General features: G+C 60.8%; 17 protein-coding genes. All 17 read left to right on the forward strand.

Annotation, left to right across the window (positions count from 1 at the left end; all coding sequences use genetic code 11):
- Positions 1 to 71 precede the first annotated feature (71 nt).
- The 17 genes from PSFL_RS11450 (at position 72) to nuoN (ending at position 20,068) form a co-directional block, all read left to right on the forward strand.
- Positions 72 to 1,241, forward strand: a complete 1,170-nt coding sequence (locus PSFL_RS11450; RefSeq protein WP_397470060.1) for a JmjC domain-containing protein — start codon at positions 72 to 74, stop codon at positions 1,239 to 1,241.
- A complete protein-coding gene (locus PSFL_RS11455) occupies positions 1,234 to 1,656 on the forward strand; it encodes a GNAT family N-acetyltransferase (RefSeq protein WP_057441403.1) in 423 nt (140 codons plus the stop codon). The genes PSFL_RS11450 and PSFL_RS11455 overlap by 8 nt, the downstream gene beginning before the upstream one ends.
- A 241-nt stretch (positions 1,657 to 1,897) precedes the next feature.
- Positions 1,898 to 2,623, forward strand: a complete 726-nt coding sequence (locus tag PSFL_RS11460; RefSeq protein WP_397470061.1) for a secretin N-terminal domain-containing protein — start codon at positions 1,898 to 1,900, stop codon at positions 2,621 to 2,623.
- A 509-nt stretch (positions 2,624 to 3,132) separates the two neighbouring features.
- Complete coding sequence (gene aceA, locus PSFL_RS11465; RefSeq protein WP_003219577.1) at positions 3,133 to 4,458, forward strand: isocitrate lyase; 1,326 nt, start codon at positions 3,133 to 3,135, stop codon at positions 4,456 to 4,458.
- Positions 4,459 to 5,129: 671 nt separating this feature from the next.
- On the forward strand, positions 5,130 to 5,543 hold the full coding sequence (locus PSFL_RS11470) for an NADH-quinone oxidoreductase subunit A (protein WP_003219575.1): 414 nt from the start codon (positions 5,130 to 5,132) through the stop codon (positions 5,541 to 5,543).
- Positions 5,544 to 5,553: 10 nt separating this feature from the next.
- Entirely contained in the window at positions 5,554 to 6,228 is a 675-nt protein-coding gene (locus PSFL_RS11475; RefSeq protein WP_012724951.1) for an NADH-quinone oxidoreductase subunit B family protein, read from the forward strand.
- A 72-nt stretch (positions 6,229 to 6,300) separates the two neighbouring features.
- Entirely contained in the window at positions 6,301 to 8,085 is a 1,785-nt protein-coding gene (nuoC, locus tag PSFL_RS11480) for an NADH-quinone oxidoreductase subunit C/D (RefSeq protein ID WP_033896875.1), read from the forward strand.
- Between the two features lie 2 nt (positions 8,086 to 8,087).
- Positions 8,088 to 8,585 carry an NADH-quinone oxidoreductase subunit NuoE gene (nuoE, locus tag PSFL_RS11485; protein WP_057441399.1) on the forward strand — a complete coding sequence of 166 codons (498 nt, stop codon included), beginning with the start codon at positions 8,088 to 8,090 and terminating at the stop codon, positions 8,583 to 8,585.
- Positions 8,582 to 9,937, forward strand: a complete 1,356-nt coding sequence (gene nuoF, locus PSFL_RS11490) for an NADH-quinone oxidoreductase subunit NuoF (protein ID WP_397470062.1) — start codon at positions 8,582 to 8,584, stop codon at positions 9,935 to 9,937. The genes nuoE and nuoF overlap by 4 nt, the downstream gene beginning before the upstream one ends.
- 135 nt (positions 9,938 to 10,072) lie before the next feature.
- Entirely contained in the window at positions 10,073 to 12,787 is a 2,715-nt protein-coding gene (nuoG, locus tag PSFL_RS11495) for an NADH-quinone oxidoreductase subunit NuoG (protein WP_057960016.1), read from the forward strand.
- A complete protein-coding gene (gene nuoH / locus PSFL_RS11500) occupies positions 12,784 to 13,791 on the forward strand; it encodes an NADH-quinone oxidoreductase subunit NuoH (protein WP_017737147.1) in 1,008 nt (335 codons plus the stop codon). The genes nuoG and nuoH overlap by 4 nt, the downstream gene beginning before the upstream one ends.
- An 11-nt stretch (positions 13,792 to 13,802) precedes the next feature.
- Positions 13,803 to 14,351 carry an NADH-quinone oxidoreductase subunit NuoI gene (gene nuoI / locus PSFL_RS11505; protein WP_003174725.1) on the forward strand — a complete coding sequence of 183 codons (549 nt, stop codon included), beginning with the start codon at positions 13,803 to 13,805 and terminating at the stop codon, positions 14,349 to 14,351.
- Positions 14,352 to 14,360: 9 nt separating this feature from the next.
- Entirely contained in the window at positions 14,361 to 14,864 is a 504-nt protein-coding gene (nuoJ, locus tag PSFL_RS11510; protein ID WP_017476146.1) for an NADH-quinone oxidoreductase subunit J, read from the forward strand.
- Between the two features lie 2 nt (positions 14,865 to 14,866).
- Positions 14,867 to 15,175 carry an NADH-quinone oxidoreductase subunit NuoK gene (gene nuoK, locus PSFL_RS11515; protein WP_003174727.1) on the forward strand — a complete coding sequence of 103 codons (309 nt, stop codon included), beginning with the start codon at positions 14,867 to 14,869 and terminating at the stop codon, positions 15,173 to 15,175.
- On the forward strand, positions 15,172 to 17,025 hold the full coding sequence (gene nuoL / locus PSFL_RS11520; protein WP_170044291.1) for an NADH-quinone oxidoreductase subunit L: 1,854 nt from the start codon (positions 15,172 to 15,174) through the stop codon (positions 17,023 to 17,025). Before nuoK ends, nuoL begins: the two co-directional genes overlap by 4 nt.
- A 39-nt stretch (positions 17,026 to 17,064) precedes the next feature.
- Positions 17,065 to 18,597 carry an NADH-quinone oxidoreductase subunit M gene (gene nuoM, locus PSFL_RS11525; protein ID WP_057445263.1) on the forward strand — a complete coding sequence of 511 codons (1,533 nt, stop codon included), beginning with the start codon at positions 17,065 to 17,067 and terminating at the stop codon, positions 18,595 to 18,597.
- Positions 18,598 to 18,604: 7 nt separating this feature from the next.
- Entirely contained in the window at positions 18,605 to 20,068 is a 1,464-nt protein-coding gene (gene nuoN, locus PSFL_RS11530) for an NADH-quinone oxidoreductase subunit NuoN (protein WP_057441395.1), read from the forward strand.
- Positions 20,069 to 20,283 lie beyond the last annotated feature (215 nt).

The following is a 20,283-nucleotide window of genomic DNA, read 5'->3' on the forward strand; positions in this document are numbered from 1 at the left end:
CCTTAAGACGCCCGGCAGCGCCGGGCGTTTTTATTCCCGTCTGAAAAGTGCTTTTTTTCAATAGGTTACACATGAATCCTGATATTCCTCTTCAACTTCTGGGCGGCATCACGGCACGGGAATTCCTGCGCGACTACTGGCAGAAAAAACCACTGCTGATCCGCCAGGCCATCCCTGATTTCGAAAGCCCGATCGACGCCGACGAACTGGCCGGCCTGGCGCTGGAAGAAGAAGTCGAGTCGCGCCTGGTGATCGAGCACGGCGAGCGCCCGTGGGAGCTGCGTCGCGGCCCATTTGCCGAAGATGCCTTCAGCACCCTGCCCGACCGCGAGTGGACCCTGCTGGTGCAGGCGGTCGACCAGTTCGTACCGGAAGTGGCCGAGCTGCTGGAGCAGTTCCGCTTCCTGCCAAGCTGGCGCATCGACGACGTGATGATCAGCTTTGCCGCCCCTGGTGGCAGCGTAGGCCCGCACTTCGATAACTACGATGTGTTCCTGCTGCAGGCCCATGGCAAGCGCAACTGGAAGATCGGCCAGATGTGCAACTCGGAGAGCCCGCTGCTGCAACACGCCGACCTGCGCATCCTCGCCGAATTCGAAGAGAGCGCCGAATGGGTGCTGGAGCCTGGCGACATGCTCTACCTGCCGCCGCGCCTGGCGCACTTCGGCATCGCCGAAGATGACTGCATGACCTACTCGGTCGGCTTCCGCGCACCGAGCGCCGCCGAAGTGCTGACCCACTTCACCGACTTCCTCAGCCAGTACCTGACGGATGAAGAGCGCTACACCGACGCCGATGTCCAGCCCGTCAGTGACCCGCACCAGATCCAGAGCGACGCCCTCGACCGCCTGAAAAGCCTGCTGGCCGAACACATGAGCGACGAGCGCATGCTGCTGACCTGGTTCGGCCAATTCATGACCGAGCCGCGCTACCCGGAACTGGTCGCCGGCCCCGAAGAGCTGGCGCAGGATGAAGTGATCAGCAGCCTGGAAGACGGTGCAGTCCTGATCCGCAACCCAAGCGCGCGCCTGGCCTGGTCGGAAGTGGACGACGATGTATTGCTGTTCGCCAGCGGCCAGAGCCGTTACCTGCCGGGCAAACTGCGCGAGCTGTTGAAGTTGATCTGCGCGGCCGACGCCCTGCACGTCGACAACCTGGGCCCGTGGCTGATTGATGAAGATGGCCGCGACCTGCTGTGCGAACTGGTCAAGCAAGGAAGCCTGGGGTTTGCCGATGAATAAAATTCACGTAAGTGTCGCGGACTGGCAAAAGGATATCGCCGAGATTCGGCGCATTCGTGAAGCGGTATTTATCGCTGAACAATCGGTTCCACCTGAGCTGGAATGGGACGCAGACGACGCCGGAGCCATGCATTTCCTCGCGTTCGAAGGCGACTTCCCCATTGGCACGGCGCGCCTGCTGCCCAGCGGCGAGATCGGTCGCGTATCGGTCCTCAAGGACTGGCGCGGGCTGAAGGTCGGCGACAAACTGATGGAAGCGGTGATTGGCGAGGCCGAGAAACGCGGCCAGAGCCGGCAGTTCCTCAGCGCACAGGTGTATGCCGCGCCGTTCTATGAGCGGTTGGGGTTCAAGATCGTCAGCGGGGAATTCCTGGAAGTCGGGATTCCCCATGTTGATATGGAGCGCGAGGGCTGACTTTAGACCCAGTCGCTCCCTTCGCGAGCAAGCCCGCTCCCACACTTGATCGAGCTCGACCCCTGAAATGCGGTCAAAAGTGGGAGCGGGCTTGCTCGCGAAGGCGTCATTAGCAGCCCCCCCAAAAAGGCCCTGCCATCCACCGATGCCAGGGCCTTTTGCCGTCTACGATTCAACTTGCGCCCCGCCGGGCCGATAAACTGGCACCATCAAGCCCAAATGACTTGCAGAGATAACGGACATGTCCCTACGCACCCTAGTCGCCAGCCTGCTCATGGCCGTCAGCTTTTCGACAATGGCAGCCACCGAAGTCGTACCCTTGAACAACCGCACCAGCGCCGACCTGTTACCCGTGGCGCAGAATTTCATTGGCAAGGACGGCACTGTCAGCGCCTACGGCAATCAGTTGATCGTCAATGCCGAGCCCGACAGGATCCAGGCCCTGCGCGCCCTGCTCGCACAACTGGATACACCCTCCAAACGCTTGCTGATCACCGTCGACACCAACGAAAACAATCAGCAGGCCAACCGCCAGGTCATCACCTACAGCACCAAAAGCCGTGACGGCGGGATCCAGCAGATCCAGGCCAGCGAAGGCGTGCCCGCACTGATCCAGGTCGGCCAGAGCGTGCCACTGACCACCACCCAGCCCGACGCCTATGGTCGCCCGCAAAACCAGACCCAGTACCGCAACGTCACCCAGGGCTTCTATGTCACCGCCAGCGTCACCGGCGAGACCGTGCACCTGAGCATCAGCACCAATCGTGACCGCATGAGCCAGGAGCGTCCCGATGTAGTGAACGTGCAAAGTACCGACACAACCGTCAGCGGGCGCCTGGGTGAGTGGATCACCCTGGCCGGCATCAATCGCCAGACCCAGGCCGACAAACAGGGCGCGACCCGCACCTACTCGACCCAGGGCCGGGACGACCTGACAGTGCGGGTCAAAGTCGACACCTTGAACTGAAGCACCAAAAACTGACTGATTAGTCGTATTAGACCAAAGATGTAGTGCCATAAAAAAAGCACTACAAAACATTTGACGATCCAAAAAAGCATGGGCATGATGGCCTCGCTCCCGCTAATCAGGGGCCCTGGCAAGGGCCTTCGGATCGTCGCTCCAAGTTACCCACCTGAGCCGATTCGTGTCTGTACCGCCCACAAGGCGTGTTTGACGAGGTTGCGACTGGAACGAAGTTGTCCCGAGGGACGGAAGCTAACCAGGTAACCCGGCAACACACTGTTGGATCGTACAAAGGCCCACGACGCCCGAAGACTGTTCTCGGTTCGCCTCTACCTGCTCACTTTCTCCCTTGAGCCTATCGTTCATCCCGTCGCCTTCCCCGCCAAGCCCAACTTGACCGCCTAAGCTTCTGGTCAGCGAGCAGCCATAACCACGTACTGAATGCGTGGCTGGCAAAACGGAATTTTCAACCCAGTAGTTTTTCCACAAAAGACGCGACGAGGTTTTTCCCCATGGCACTGACACGCGAACAGCAAATTGCAGCCCTTGAAAAAGACTGGGCTGAAAACCCACGCTGGAAAGGCGTGACTCGCGCTTACTCCGCTGCTGACGTCGTCCGCCTGCGCGGCTCGGTTCAACCTGAGCACACCTTTGCAAAACTGGGCGCCGAGAAGCTGTGGAAGCTGGTTACCCAGGGCGCCAAGCCGTCCTTCCGCCCCGAGAAAGATTTCGTCAACTGCATGGGCGCCCTGACCGGCGGCCAGGCTGTGCAACAAGTCAAGGCCGGTATCCAGGCGATCTACCTGTCCGGCTGGCAAGTGGCTGCGGACAACAACTCCGCCGAGTCCATGTACCCTGACCAATCGCTGTACCCGGTGGACTCCGTGCCGACCGTGGTCAAGCGCATCAACAACTCGTTCCGCCGCGCCGACCAGATCCAGTGGAAAGCCGGTAAAGGTCCGGGCGACGAAGGCTATATCGACTACTTCGCGCCAATCGTGGCTGACGCCGAAGCCGGTTTCGGTGGTGTACTGAACGCCTACGAGCTGATGAAAAGCATGATCGAAGCAGGCGCCGCCGGCGTGCACTTCGAAGACCAACTGGCTTCCGTGAAAAAATGCGGCCACATGGGCGGCAAGGTACTGGTTCCGACCCAGGAAGCCGTACAGAAGCTGACCGCTGCCCGTCTGGCAGCTGACGTTGCCGGCACGCCGACCATCATCCTGGCCCGTACCGACGCCAACGCTGCTGACCTGCTGACTTCGGACTGCGACCCGTACGACCAGCCGTTCGTGACTGGCGAGCGCACCCAGGAAGGTTTCTACAAGGTACGCGCCGGCCTGGATCAAGCAATTGCCCGCGGCCTGGCCTACGCACCGTACGCCGACCTGATCTGGTGCGAAACCGCCAAGCCAGACCTGGACGAAGCCCGTCGCTTCGCCGAGGCGATCAAGAAGGAATACCCGGACCAACTGCTGTCCTACAACTGCTCGCCTTCTTTCAACTGGAAGAAGAACCTGGACGACGCGACCATCGCCAAGTTCCAGCGCGAACTGTCCGCCATGGGCTACAAGCACCAGTTCATCACCCTGGCCGGCATTCACAACATGTGGCACAGCATGTTCAACCTGGCGCACGACTACGCCCGCAACGACATGACTGCCTACGTGAAGCTGCAAGAGCAGGAATTCGCTGACGCCGCCAAAGGCTACACCTTCGTGGCGCACCAGCAGGAAGTGGGCACCGGCTACTTCGACGACATGACCACCGTGATCCAGGGCGGCACCTCGTCCGTGACCGCGCTGACCGGCTCGACCGAAGAAGAACAGTTTCACTAAGTGACCTGAGTACACGGCCATTGCGGGCCCGATAGAAAGCTAACCGCAGTGCCGCACGATCTGACGCCCCGACTGGTTCGGGGCGTTTTTTTGCCTGGGCGAAAGGTTACTGCCCCCCCTCCCGAAACCCAATGTGGGAGCTGGCCTGCCTGCGGTAGCGGCGTTTCAGCCACCCATTTGCCTAATGCCCCACCGCCATCGCGGCGATGCGGCGATCCGAAAAGCCCGACTCCCACAGAAACCGAGTCAAAACGACTTTTTGAGCAAAACCTTGATCCAGAGCGGTATTGGCTTAGGAAAAATCAGTTAAAAGTTGCGCGCTGGCAACTTGCGCCATACGGGCAAGTAACAACAACTTTCCCCGCGACGCACTCAACACCCGCTTAAAACTCTCGCAAACAATATTCATTATCATTTAGAGCAATAAAACTTCGTTACACCCTAAACAAAACACAATTGATTAAAATCAAGCTAATGCCCGCAGCGTCTGGGCTACAGCCCCACAAAGGTGCACTATGTCCTTATTTCAGCGAATAATTTAGCCACAGGAATTTTACTTGCTAGGTGTTTAGCCATAAAATCACCGCGATTGATTGCGCTGCGACATATCGTCACTGCGTCGTTACTTTTTCGAGCTCAGAGACCTTTGCTCTCTGTTAAGGATTTCCAGCATGACCGAAGCGACAGGACTCATGGCCCACAACTGGGGCTTTGCCATTTTCCTCCTCGGTGTTGTCGGCCTCTGCGCCTTCATGCTCGGTGTTTCCAGCCTCCTCGGGTCAAAAGCCTGGGGCCGCAGCAAAAACGAACCGTTCGAGTCCGGCATGCTACCTACAGGTGGCGCCCGCTTGCGGCTCTCAGCCAAATTCTATCTGGTCGCGATGCTATTCGTGATCTTCGATATCGAAGCCCTCTTTCTCTTTGCCTGGTCTGTGTCCGTCCGCGAAAGCGGCTGGACCGGATTCGTCGAAGCTCTCGTTTTCATAGCAATTCTGTTGGCAGGTCTTGTCTACCTGTTCCGAGTGGGCGCCCTTGACTGGGCTCCGGAAGCTCGTCGCAAGCGGCAAGCGAAGCTGAAACAATGAGGCTTTGGCGATGCAATACAATCTCACCAGGATCGACCCGGATGCTCCTAACGATCAGTACCCCATCGGCGAGCGGGAAACCGTCTCCGATCCGTTAGAAGACCAAGTCCACAAAAACATCTACATGGGCAAGCTGGAAGACGTGCTGAGTGGCGCGGTCAACTGGGGGCGTAAGAACTCCCTGTGGCCGTACAACTTCGGCCTTTCGTGCTGCTACGTGGAAATGACCACCGCCTTCACGGCGCCCCACGACATCGCGCGCTTTGGCGCCGAGGTTATCCGGGCATCGCCGCGTCAGGCGGATTTCATGGTTATCGCCGGTACCTGCTTTATCAAGATGGCGCCGATCATCCAGCGTCTCTACGAGCAAATGCTCGAGCCGAAGTGGGTTATCTCCATGGGTTCGTGCGCCAACTCCGGTGGCATGTACGACATCTACTCCGTGGTTCAGGGGGTCGACAAGTTCCTGCCCGTGGACGTCTACGTGCCTGGCTGCCCGCCCCGCCCTGAAGCTTTCCTGCAAGGCTTGATGCTGCTGCAGGAGTCGATTGGCAAGGAGCGTCGCCCACTGTCCTGGGTTGTCGGCGATCAAGGCGTGTACCGCGCCGAGATGCCGTCACAAAAGGAACAGCGCCGCGAACAGCGAATCGCAGTCACCAACCTGCGCAGCCCCGACGAAGTCTGATCCAGAACCGCTTCTTTTATAGAACGAAAACCTGGCTTCATTCTTTACGTTGACCGAAAGCGATAAAAAACCATGACTACAGGCAGTGCTCTGTACATCCCGCCTTATAAGGCAGACGACCAGGATGTGGTCGTCGAACTCAATAACCGTTTTGGCCCTGACGCCTTCACTGCCCAGGCCACACGCACCGGTATGCCGGTGCTGTGGGTGGCGCGTGCCAAGCTCGTCGAAGTCCTGACCTTCCTGCGCAACCTGCCCAAGCCGTACGTCATGCTCTATGACCTGCATGGCGTGGACGAGCGTCTGCGCACCAAGCGCCAGGGGCTGCCGAGCGGCGCTGATTTCACCGTGTTCTATCACCTGATGTCGCTGGAACGTAACAGCGACGTGATGATCAAGGTCGCCCTGTCGGAAAGCGACCTGAGCATCCCGACCGTGACCGGTATCTGGCCGAACGCCAGCTGGTACGAACGCGAAGTCTGGGACATGTTCGGCATCGACTTCCCGGGCCACCCGCACTTGACGCGCATCATGATGCCGCCAACCTGGGAAGGTCACCCGCTGCGCAAGGACTTCCCTGCCCGCGCCACCGAATTCGATCCGTTCAGCCTCAACCTGGCCAAGCAGCAGCTTGAAGAAGAAGCGGCGCGCTTCCGTCCGGAAGACTGGGGCATGAAACGCTCCGGCACCAACGAGGACTACATGTTCCTCAACCTGGGCCCGAACCACCCTTCGGCCCACGGTGCCTTCCGCATCATCCTGCAACTGGACGGCGAAGAAATCGTCGACTGCGTACCGGACATCGGCTACCACCACCGTGGTGCCGAGAAAATGGCCGAACGCCAGTCCTGGCACAGCTTCATCCCGTACACCGACCGTATCGACTACCTCGGCGGCGTGATGAACAACCTGCCGTACGTGCTCTCGGTCGAGAAGCTGGCCGGGATCAAGGTTCCGGACCGCGTCGACACCATCCGCATCATGATGGCCGAGTTCTTCCGGATCACCAGCCACCTGCTGTTCCTGGGTACCTATATCCAGGACGTCGGCGCCATGACCCCGGTGTTCTTCACCTTCACCGACCGTCAGCGTGCGTACAAGGTCATCGAAGCCATCACCGGCTTCCGCCTGCACCCGGCCTGGTACCGCATCGGCGGTGTGGCCCACGACCTGCCGAACGGCTGGGAGCGCCTGGTCAAGGAATTCATCGACTGGATGCCCAAGCGTCTGGACGAGTACCAAAAGGCTGCGCTGGATAACAGCATCCTCAAGGGCCGGACCATCGGCGTCGCCCAGTACAACACCAAGGAGGCCCTGGAGTGGGGTGTCACCGGTGCTGGCCTGCGTTCCACCGGTTGCGATTTCGACCTGCGCAAGGCGCGCCCGTACTCCGGCTACGAGAACTTCGAGTTCGAAGTCCCGCTGGCGGCCAACGGCGATGCCTACGACCGTTGCATCGTGCGCGTCGAAGAAATGCGCCAGAGCCTGAAAATCATCGAGCAGTGCATGCGCAACATGCCGGCCGGCCCGTACAAGGCGGATCACCCGCTGACCACGCCGCCGCCTAAAGAGCGCACCCTGCAGCACATCGAAACCCTGATCACGCACTTCCTGCAAGTCTCGTGGGGCCCGGTCATGCCGGCCAACGAGTCCTTCCAGATGATTGAAGCGACCAAGGGTATCAACAGTTATTACCTGACGAGCGATGGCGGCACCATGAGCTACCGCACCCGGATTCGTACCCCAAGCTTTGCCCACTTGCAGCAGATCCCTTCGGTGATCAAAGGCGAGATGGTCGCGGACTTGATTGCGTACCTGGGTAGTATCGATTTCGTTATGGCCGACGTGGACCGCTAAGCATGAACAGCACGCTTATCCAGACAGACCGTTTCACCTTGAGTGAAACCGAGCGCTCGGCCATCGAGCACGAGCTGCATCACTACGAAGACCCGCGCGCGGCGTCGATAGAAGCCTTGAAGATCGTTCAGAAGGAACGTGGCTGGGTGCCCGACGGTGCCCTCTACGCCATCGGCGAGATCCTCGGCATCCCGGCCAGCGATGTGGAAGGCGTGGCGACGTTCTACAGCCAGATCTTCCGCCAGCCGGTCGGCCGCCACATCATTCGCGTGTGCGACAGCATGGTCTGCTACATCGGTGGCCACGAGTCGGTGGTCGACGCGATCCAGAGCAAGCTGGGCATCGGCCTGGGCCAAACCACTGCAGACGGTCGCTTCACGCTGCTGCCAGTGTGCTGCCTGGGCAACTGTGACAAGGCGCCGGCGTTGATGATCGACGACGACACATTCGGCGACGTCCAGGCTGCTGGCGTCACCCAATTGCTCGAGGGCTACCCATGACCCTGACTTCCTTTGGTCCCGCCAACCTGATCAAGCGTTCGGCCGAGACTCACCCGCTGACCTGGCGCCTGCGTGACGACGGCGAGGCGGTATGGCTTGACGAGTACCAGGCCAAGAACGGTTACGCCGCAGCGCGCAAAGCCTTTGCCGACATGGCCCAGGACGATATCGTCCAGACCGTGAAGTACGCAGGCCTTAAAGGTCGCGGTGGTGCAGGCTTCCCCACGGGTGTGAAGTGGGGCCTGATGCCTAAAGACGAATCCATCAACATCCGTTACCTGCTGTGCAACGCGGATGAGATGGAGCCCAACACCTGGAAAGACCGCATGCTGATGGAGCAACTGCCCCATCTGCTGATCGAAGGCATGCTGATCAGTGCCCGTGCGCTGAAAACCTACCGGGGCTACATCTTCCTGCGTGGCGAATACACCACCGCCGCCAAGCACCTGAACCGTGCCGTGGCCGAAGCCAAGGCCGCAGGCCTGCTGGGCAAGAACATCCTCGGTTCGGGTTTTGACTTCGAACTGTTCGTGCATACCGGCGCCGGGCGTTATATCTGCGGTGAAGAAACCGCCCTGATCAACTCCCTCGAAGGCCGCCGCGCCAACCCACGCTCTAAGCCGCCCTTCCCTGCCGCCGTTGGCGTGTGGGGCAAGCCTACGTGCGTGAACAACGTCGAGACCCTGTGCAACGTGCCGGCGATCATCGCCGACGGCGTGGACTGGTACAAATCCCTGGCCCGCGAAGGCAGCGAAGACATGGGCACCAAGCTCATGGGCTTCTCCGGCAAGGTCAAGAACCCTGGCCTGTGGGAACTGCCATTCGGCGTGACCGCCCGTGAGCTGTTCGAGGACTACGCCGGCGGCATGCGCGACGGCTACACCCTCAAGGCCTGGCAGCCAGGCGGCGCCGGCACCGGTTTCCTGTTGCCCGAGCACCTCGACGCACAGATGTATGCCGGCGGCATCGGCAAGGTGGGCACCCGGATGGGTACCGGCCTGGCGATGGCGGTGGACAACACCGTGAACATGGTCTCGCTGCTGCGCAACATGGAGCAGTTCTTCGCTCGCGAATCCTGTGGCTTCTGCACCCCGTGCCGCGATGGCTTGCCATGGAGCGTCAAGCTCCTGATGGCGATCGAGAAAGGCGAAGGCCAGCCGGGGGATATCGAGACCCTGCTGGGCCTCGTGGGTTTCCTCGGCCCGGGCAAGACCTTCTGTGCTCACGCACCGGGCGCCGTGGAGCCACTGGGCAGCGCAATCAAGTACTTCCGCTCGGAGTTCGAAGCCGGCATCGCGCCCAAAAGCGCCGCCGTCCCGCCTCTGGCAAAGCCGATCGTAGTCGGCGCGTAACGCTTCAATAGGCGAAGGGTCCGTGCCCTTCGCCTTGTCATGTGCTGACGCCTTGAAGGCTGTGTTGATGCACATGAATAACAAGATTCCATTAGCCACGCCCGCTGACAACGGGCCAACGAAGAACTTTGAACCATGGCCACTATCCACGTAGACGGCAAAGCGCTCGAAGTCGATGGGGCGGACAACCTGTTACAGGCGTGTCTGTCACTAGGCCTCGACATCCCTTATTTCTGCTGGCACCCCGCGCTTGGTAGCGTCGGTGCCTGTCGCCAGTGTGCGGTCAAGCAGTACACCGACGAAAACGACACCCGTGGTCGTATCGTTATGTCCTGCATGACGCCGGCCACCGACAACACCTGGATTTCCATCGACGATGATGAATCCAAGGCGTTCCGCGCCAGCGTTGTCGAATGGCTGATGACCAACCACCCCCACGACTGCCCGGTCTGTGAGGAAGGCGGTCACTGCCACCTGCAAGATATGACGGTGATGACCGGCCACAACGAGCGCCGTTATCGCTTCACCAAGCGTACCCACCAGAACCAGGACCTCGGCCCGTTCATTTCCCACGAAATGAACCGCTGCATCGCCTGCTATCGCTGCGTGCGCTTCTATAAAGACTACGCCGGCGGCACCGACCTGGGCGTATTCGGCGCCCACGACAATGTGTACTTCGGTCGCGTTGAAGACGGCGTGCTCGAAAGCGAGTTCTCCGGCAACCTCACCGAGGTCTGCCCGACCGGTGTGTTTACCGACAAGACCCACTCCGAGCGCTACAACCGCAAGTGGGACATGCAGTTCTCGCCGAGCATCTGCCATGGCTGCTCCAGCGGTTGCAACATCTCCCCGGGCGAGCGCTACGGCGAACTGCGTCGCATCGAAAACCGCTTCAACGGTTCGGTCAACCAGTACTTCCTGTGCGACCGTGGCCGTTTCGGCTATGGCTACGTCAACCGCGAAGACCGCCCTCGCCAGCCATTGCTGGCCGATGGCGCCAAGCTGAGCCTGGACGCGGCGCTGGATAAAGCCGCTGACCTGCTGCGCGGACGCAACATCGTGGGTATCGGTTCGCCACGCGCCAGCCTCGAAAGCAACTACGCGTTGCGCGAGCTGGTAGGCGCCGAGCACTTCTACAGCGGTATTGAAGCCGGTGAGCTGGAGCGCATTCGCCTGGTCCTGCAAGTGCTCAATGACAGCCCGCTGCCAGTACCGAACATGCGCGACATCGAAGACCACGACGCGATTTTCGTGCTCGGTGAAGACCTGACCCAGACCGCCGCACGTATCGCCCTGTCGCTGCGCCAGTCGGTCAAAGGCAAGGCCGAAGAAATGGCCGACGCCATGCGCGTCCAGCCGTGGCTCGACGCCGCGGTGAAAAACATCGGCCAGCACGCGCTGAACCCGCTGTTTATCGCCAGCCTGGCTGAAACCAAGCTCGACGATATCGCCGAAGAATGCGTGCACGCAGCACCCGACGACCTGGCTCGCATCGGTTTCGCCGTGGCCCACGCCCTCGACGCCAGCGCCCCTGCCGTCGAAGGCCTGGACGCAGAAGCTGCAGCCCTGGCCCAGCGCATCGCCGATGCCCTGCTGGCGGCCAAGCGTCCACTGATCATTGCCGGTACCTCGCTGGGTTCCAAGGCGCTGATCGAGGCCGCCGCCAACATCGCCAAAGCCTTGAAGCTGCGCGAGAAGAACGGCTCCATCAGCCTGGTCGTGCCGGAAGCTAACAGCCTTGGCCTGGCCATGCTCGGTGGCGAGTCCCTGGACAGCGCCCTGCAAGCCGTGATCGACGGCACTGCGGACGCCATCGTGGTACTGGAAAACGACCTGTACACCCGCACCGATGCGACCAAGGTCGATGCCGCGCTGAATGCTGCCAAAGTGCTGATCGTCGCCGATCACCAGAAGACCGCCACCAGCGACCGCGCCCACCTGGTGCTGCCAGCCGCCACCTTCGCCGAAGGCGACGGGACCCTGGTCAGCCAGGAAGGCCGCGCCCAGCGCTTCTTCCAGGTGTTCGATCCAAAGTACATGGACGCCAGCATCCTGGTTCACGAAGGCTGGCGCTGGCTGCATGCCCTGCGCGCAACCCTGCTGAACCAGCCGATCGACTGGACCCAGCTCGACCACGTCACCGCAGCCGTCGCCGCGAGCGCACCGCAGTTGGCGCGTATCGTCGATGCCGCACCGTCCGCCGCGTTCCGCATCAAGGGCATGAAGCTGGCCCGTGAACCGCTGCGTTACTCCGGGCGTACCGCCATGCGCGCTGATATCAGCGTGCACGAACCGCGTACCCCGCAAGACAACGACACCGCGTTCGCCTTCTCCATGGAAGGCTACTCGGGTTCGGTCGAGCCCCGTCAGCAGGTGCCATTTGCCTGGTCGCCGGGCTGGAACTCGCCGCAGGCCTGGAACAAGTTCCAGGACGAAGTCGGTGGTCATATCCGCGCTGGCGACCCGGGCACCCGCCTGATCGAAAGCACCGGCGATTCGCTGAACTGGTTCGCTGCAGTACCGCGTCCGTTCAACCCGGCCCAGGGCACCTGGCAGGTTGTGCCGTTCTTCCACCTGTTCGGCAGCGAAGAGACCTCTTCCAAAGCCGCACCGGTGCAAGAGCGCATTCCACAAGCCTACGTGTCCGTGGCCAAGTCCGAAGCCGATCGCCTGGGCGTCAACGACGGTGCCCTGCTCAGCGTGAACGTAGCCGGCCAGACCCTGCGTCTGCCGCTGCGCATCAACGACGAGCTGGGTGCTGGCCTGGTTGCACTGCCAAAAGGCCTCGCCGGGATTCCTCCTGCGATCTTTGGCCAAACCGTTGACGGTCTGCAGGAGGCAGCGCAATGACCTGGTTCACCCCTGAAGTGATCGACGTGATCATCTCGGTCGTCAAGGCCATCGTGATCCTGTTGGCCGTGGTCGTCGCGGGCGCCCTGCTCAGCTTCGTCGAACGTCGCCTGCTGGGCTGGTGGCAGGACCGTTACGGTCCGAACCGCGTTGGCCCATTTGGTATGTTCCAGATCGCTGCCGACATGCTGAAAATGTTCTTCAAGGAAGACTGGACCCCGCCGTTTGCCGACAAGGTGATCTTCACCCTGGCACCGGTCGTGGCCATGAGCGCCTTGCTGATCGCCTTCGCGATCATCCCGATCACCCCGACCTGGGGCGTGGCGGACCTGAACATCGGCTTGCTGTTCTTCTTCGCCATGGCCGGTCTGTCGGTCTACGCGGTGCTGTTCGCCGGCTGGGCCAGTAACAACAAGTTCGCCCTGCTGGGCAGCTTGCGGGCCTCGGCCCAGACTGTGTCCTACGAAGTGTTCATGGGCCTGGCGCTGATGGGCATCGTGGTGCAGGTGGGCTCGTTCAACATGCGCGACATCGTCGAGTACCAGGCACAGAACCTGTGGTTCATCATTCCGCAGTTCTTCGGCTTCTGTACCTTCTTCATCGCTGGCGTGGCCGTGACTCACCGTCACCCTTTCGACCAGCCCGAAGCGGAACAGGAACTGGCCGACGGTTACCACATTGAATATGCCGGCATGAAATGGGGCATGTTCTTCGTCGGTGAGTACATCGGCATCATCTTGATCTCGGCCCTGCTGGTCACGCTGTTCTTCGGCGGCTGGCACGGTCCGTTCGGCATCCTGCCGCAGTTGGCGTTCTTCTGGTTCTTCCTCAAGACCGCGTTCTTCATCATGTTGTTTATCCTGCTGCGCGCTTCCATTCCGCGTCCACGATACGACCAGGTGATGGATTTCAGCTGGCGCTTCTGCCTGCCGCTGACCCTGATCAATTTGCTGGTGACTGCTGCCGTTGTGTTGTTGAACACGCCAGCGGGCGCGGTTCAGTGAGGATTTGACCCATGTTCAAATATATTGGCGACATCGTTAAGGGTACCGGTACCCAGTTGCGAAGCCTGGTGATGGTTTTCGGCCATGGCTTTCGCAAACGCGACACCCTGCAATACCCGGAAGAAGCGGTGTACCTGCCGCCGCGTTATCGCGGCCGTATCGTACTGACCCGCGACCCCGATGGCGAAGAGCGTTGCGTAGCCTGCAACCTGTGCGCCGTGGCGTGCCCGGTTGGCTGTATCTCCCTGCAGAAAGCTGAAACCGAAGACGGTCGCTGGTACCCGGACTTCTTCCGCATCAACTTCTCGCGCTGCATTTTCTGCGGCCTCTGCGAGGAAGCTTGCCCGACCACCGCAATCCAGCTGACACCGGATTTCGAAATGGCCGAGTTCAAACGTCAGGACCTGGTGTACGAGAAAGAAGATCTGTTGATCTCTGGTCCCGGTAAAAACCCTGATTACAACTTCTATCGTGTTGCAGGTATGGCCGTTGCCGGTAAGCCCAAGGGCGCCGCACAAAACGAAGCCGAGCCGATCAACGTGAAGAGCTTGCTGCCTTAAGGAAGAAAGATGGAATTCGCTTTCTATTTCGCATCGGGTATTGCAGTGGTGTCCACGCTTCGCGTGATCACCAACACCAACCCCGTGCACGCCCTGCTCTACCTGATCATTTCGCTGATCGCCGTGGCCATGACCTTTTTCAGCCTCGGCGCACCGTTTGCCGGTGTCCTGGAAGTGATCGCCTACGCTGGCGCCATCATGGTGCTGTTCGTGTTTGTGGTGATGATGCTCAACCTGGGGCCGGCTTCGGTCGCCCAGGAGCGCGTCTGGCTCAAGCCCGGCATCTGGCTTGGCCCGGTGATCCTGGCAGCGCTGCTGCTGGCTGAACTGCTGTATGTACTGTTCGCTCACCAGAGCGGCCAGGCCATCGGCCACACCACCGTGGACGCCAAGGCCGTGGGCATCAGCCTGTTCGGCCCGTACCTGCTGGTGGTCGAACTGGCTTCGATGCTGCTGCTCGCTGCAGCCATCACTGCCTTCCACTTGGGCCGCAACGAAGCCAAGGAGCAATGACGATGCCTGCTATCCCTTTGGAGCATGGTCTGGCGGTTGCCGGCATCCTGTTCTGCCTTGGCCTGGTCGGCCTGATGGTTCGCCGTAACATTCTGTTCGTGTTGATGAGCCTGGAAATCATGATGAACGCTGCTGCACTGGCCTTCATCGTGGCGGGTGCGCGTTGGGGCCAGCCGGATGGACAAGTGATGTTCATCCTGGTGATCAGCCTGGCAGCCGCCGAGGCCAGTATTGGCCTGGCGATCCTGCTGCAACTGTATCGTCGCTTCCACACGCTTGATATCGACGCTGCCAGTGAGATGCGCGGATGAACATGATCTTTCTGACTTTCGTATTTCCCCTGATCGGTTTCCTGCTGCTGTCGTTCTCCCGTGGACGCTGGTCGGAAAACCTCTCGGCCCTGGTCGGCGTGGGTTCCATTGGCCTGTCGGCGATTGTCGCCGCCTACGTCATCTGGCAATTCAACGTTGCGCCACCAGAAGCGGGTCACTACACCCTGGTGCTGTGGCAGTGGATGGCGGTCGAAGGCTTCAAGCCCGACTTCGCCCTCTACGTCGACGGCCTGTCGATCACCATGCTCGGCGTGGTGGTGGGCGTGGGCTTCCTGATCCACCTGTTCGCGTCCTGGTACATGCGCGGTGAGGCCGGTTACTCGCGCTTCTTCGCCTACACCAACCTGTTTATCGCCAGCATGCTGTTTCTGGTGCTGGGCGATAACCTGTTGTTCCTGTACTTCGGCTGGGAAGGCGTGGGCCTGTGCTCGTACCTGTTGATCGGTTTCTACTACAGCAACCGCAACAACGGTAACGCGGCACTCAAGGCGTTTGTCGTGACCCGGATCGGCGACGTGTTCATGGCCATCGGCCTGTTCATCCTGTTCCAACAGGTGGGCACGCTGAATATCCAGGAACTGCTGGTGCTGGCACCGCAGAAATTCCAGGTCGGCGACTTCTGGATCACCCTGGCAACCCTGATGCTGCTGGGCGGCGCTGTCGGTAAGTCGGCACAACTGCCACTGCAAACCTGGCTGGCAGACGCCATGGCCGGTCCTACCCCGGTTTCGGCACTGATCCACGCCGCCACCATGGTGACCGCCGGTGTCTACCTGATCGCCCGTACCCACGGCCTGTTCACCCTGGCGCCGGAAATCCTGCACCTGGTGGGCCTGGTGGGTGGCGTGACCCTGGTGCTGGCCGGCTTCGCCGCGCTGGTGCAGACCGACATCAAGCGGATCCTCGCTTACTCGACCATGAGCCAGATCGGCTACATGTTCCTGGCCCTGGGCGTCGGCGCTTGGGACGGCGCGATCTTCCACCTGATGACCCACGCCTTCTTCAAGGCCCTGCTGTTCCTTGCGTCCGGTGCGGTGATCGTTGCCTGCCACCACGAGCAGAACATCTTCAAGATGGGCGGCCTGTGGAAGAAACTGCCATTGGCCTACGCCAGCTTCATCGTCGGCGGCGCGGCGCTTGCAGCCCTGCCACTGGTGACCGCAGGTTTCTACTCCAAAGACGAAATCCTCTGGGAAGCCTTTGCCAGCGGTAACCAAGGCCTGCTGTACGCCGGTCTGGTTGGCGCATTCATGACCTCGCTGTACACCTTCCGCCTGATCTTCATCACGTTCCACGGTGAAGCCAAGACCGAAGCCCACGCAGGTCACGGCATTTCCCACTGGCTGCCACTGTCGGTGCTGATCATCCTGTCGACCTTCGTCGGCGCCATGATCACCCCGCCACTGGCTGGCGTACTGCCACAAAGCGTCGGGCATGCCGGCGGCGACGCCAAGCACAGCCTGGAAATCGCCTCGGGCGCCATCGCCATCGCCGGTATCCTGCTGGCGGCCATGTTGTTCCTCGGCAAGCGTCGCTTCGTCACTGCCGTGGCCAACAGTGGCGTTGGCCGCTTCCTTTCGGCCTGGTGGTTCGCTGCCTGGGGCTTCGACTGGATCTACGACAAACTGTTCGTCAAGCCTTACCTTGCGATCAGCCATGTACTGCGCAAAGACCCGCTCGACCAGACCATTGGTTTGATCCCGCGTGCCGCCAAGGCCGGTCACACCGCCCTGAGCCGCACCGAGACCGGCCAATTGCGTTGGTATGCAGCTTCCATGGCGGCCGGTGCCGTGCTGGTGATCGGCGCCATCGTAGTGGTAGCGGTCTGATATGAACTTTGCGAACTTGCGAAAGGAAACGAGCCCGTCATGATTCTGCCCTGGCTAATCCTGATCCCTTTTATCGGCGGCCTGCTCTGCTGGATGGGCGAGCGCTTCGGCGCTACCCTGCCCCGCTGGATTGCGTTGCTGACCATGTCCCTGGAACTCGCACTCGGCCTCTGGCTGTGGGCCCATGGCGACTATTCATTTGCTCCGGCACCGGGTGTCGATCCAACCTTCGCGCTTGAATTCAAGCACGTCTGGATCGAACGCTTCGGCATCAACGTGCACCTGGCCCTCGATGGCCTGTCGCTGTTGATGATCCTGCTGACCGGCCTGCTGGGTATCCTCTCGGTACTCTGCTCCTGGAAAGAAATCGAGCGTCACGTGGGCTTCTTCCACCTGAACCTGATGTGGATCCTGGGCGGCGTTGTCGGCGTGTTCCTTGCGCTGGACCTGTTCATGTTCTTCTTCTTCTGGGAAATGATGCTGGTGCCGATGTACTTCCTCATCGCGCTCTGGGGTCACAGTTCTTCGGACGGCAAGAAAACCCGGATCTACGCGGCGACCAAGTTCTTCATCTTCACCCAGGCTTCCGGCCTGATCATGTTGGTGGCGATCCTGGGCCTGGTCCTGGTCAACTTCAACAACACCGGCGTGATTACCTTCAACTACGCCGACCTGTTGAAAACCAAGATGTCGATGACCACCGAGTACATTCTCATGCTCGGTTTCTTCATCGCCTTCGCGGTGAAGCTGCCAGTGGTACCGTTCCACTCCTGGTTGCCTGACGCTCACGCCCAGGCACCCACCGCAGGTTCCGTGGACCTGGCCGGTATCCTGTTGAAGACGGCGGCCTACGGCCTGCTGCGTTTCGCCCTGCCGCTGTTCCCGAATGCTTCGGCCGAGTTCGCGCCGATTGCCATGACCCTGGGTCTGATCGGGATCTTCTACGGCGCGTTCCTGGCCTTCGCACAAACCGACATCAAGCGTCTGATTGCCTTCTCGTCCGTTTCCCACATGGGTTTCGTACTGATCGGCATCTACTCCGGCAGCCAGCTGGCGTTGCAAGGCGCGGTGATCCAGATGCTGGCTCACGGTGTTTCGGCAGCCGCACTGTTTATCCTCAGTGGCCAACTGTACGAGCGCCTGCACACCCGTGACATGCGTGAAATGGGCGGCATCTGGTCGCGTATCGCCTACCTGCCGGCGATCAGCCTGTTCTTTGCAGCCGCCTCCCTGGGCTTGCCGGGCACCGGTAACTTTGTCGGCGAGTTCCTGATCCTGATGGGCAGCTTCGTCAGTGCGCCATGGATCACCGCGATTGCCACCTCCGGCCTGGTGTTCGGCTCGGTCTACTCGCTGATCATGATCCACCGCGCCTACTTCGGCCCGACCAAGTCGGACGCTGTCCTCAAAGGGATGGATGCTCGCGAACTGATCATGGTGCTCGGCCTTGCGGCATTGCTGGTGTATATCGGCGTGTATCCGCAACCGTTCCTCGACACCTCTGCCGCCACGATGCATGGCGTGCAGCAGTGGTTGAGCACCGCCTTCACTCAACTCGCTTCGGCCCGGTAAGAGCGCTATGGAATTCACGATCCAACACTTTATCGCGCTTGCGCCGCTGCTGATTACCAGCCTCACCATTGTGGTGGTGATGCTGGCAATCGCCTGGCGCCGCAATCACTCACAGACGTTCCTGCTGTCTACCGCAGGTCTGAACTTGGCCTTGCTGTCGATTATCCCGGCACTCAAGGTCGCCCCACTGGCGGTGACCCCGCTGGTGATGATCGATGACTTCGCGCTGCTGTACACCGCGTTGATCCTGGTTGCGACACTGGCCTGCGTCACCCTCGCCCACGCTTACCTCGGCGAAGGCGGCACCGGCTACCCGGGCAACCGCGAAGAGCTGTACCTGCTGATCCTGCTGGCTGCGGCCGGCGGTATCGTGCTGGTCAGCGCGCAGCACCTGGCCGGTTTGTTCATCGGCCTGGAACTGCTGTCGATCCCGACCTACGGCCTGGTGGCCTACGCCTTCTTCAACAAGCGCTCCCTGGAAGCCGGCATCAAGTACATGGTGCTGTCGGCCGCCGGTTCCGCGTTCCTGTTGTTCGGTATGGCCCTGCTCTACGCCGAAGCCGGCAGCCTGAGCTTCAGCGGTATCGGCCACGCACTGGCCACCACCAGCATGCCTGCGCCGCTTGCCCAACTGGGCCTGGCCATGATGCTGATCGGCCTGGCGTTCAAGCTGTCGCTGGTACCGTTCCACCTGTGGACCCCGGACGTGTACGAAGGCGCCCCGGCGCCGGTAGCCGCGTTCCTGGCTACTGCGTCGAAGGTTGCAGTGTTTGCGGTGATGGTGCGTCTGTTCCAGATCTCCCCTGCCGCCAACACCGGCGTACTCAGCGACGTGCTGACCGTGATCGCCATTGCGTCGATCCTGTTCGGTAACCTGCTGGCCCTGACCCAGAACAACCTCAAGCGTCTGCTGGGTTACTCGTCCATCGCCCACTTCGGCTACCTGCTGATCGCCCTGGTGGCGAGCAAGGGTCTGGCCGTGGAAGCCATCGGCGTGTACCTGGTCACCTACGTGATCACCAGCCTCGGTGCGTTCGGCGTCATCACCCTGATGTCCTCGCCTTACAAAGGCCGTGACGCCGACGCCCTGTACGAATACCGCGGCCTGTTCTGGCGCCGTCCGTACCTGACCGCCGTGCTGACCGTGATGATGCTGTCCCTGGCCGGTATCCCGCTGACCGCCGGCTTTATCGGCAAGTTCTACATCGTCGCGACCGGTGTTGAAGCCCACGAATGGTGGCTGGTGGCCTCGCTGGTACTGGGCAGCGCCATCGGCGTGTTCTACTACCTGCGCGTGATGGTCACCCTGTACCTGATCGAGCCAAACCTGCGCCGTGTGGACGCCGAGCTGCACTGGGAGCAAAAAGCGGGTGGCGTGATGCTGCTGGCCATTGCCCTGCTGGCGTTCTTCCTGGGTGTCTACCCACAACCGTTGCTCACCCTGGTGCAGCATGCGGTGATGGCGGGTTGATCGCTTAGGCTCAAGCAGTAAACAGAACGGCACCCTTGGGTGCCGTTTTGCGTTTCTGGGGGGAGATATGCGGTGCCACCGCTGTCGCCATCGCGGGCAAGCCCGCTCCCACACATGACCGTGCTCTCATGATGAAACCGGATCAATGTGGGAGCGGGCTTGCCCGCGATGGCGGTAGCAGCGACACCACAAAAAACGGCACCTCACGGTGCCGT

Source organism: Pseudomonas sp. DD1, assembly GCF_044510355.1.
Classification (GTDB): Bacteria; Pseudomonadota; Gammaproteobacteria; order Pseudomonadales; family Pseudomonadaceae; genus Aquipseudomonas; species Aquipseudomonas shahriarae.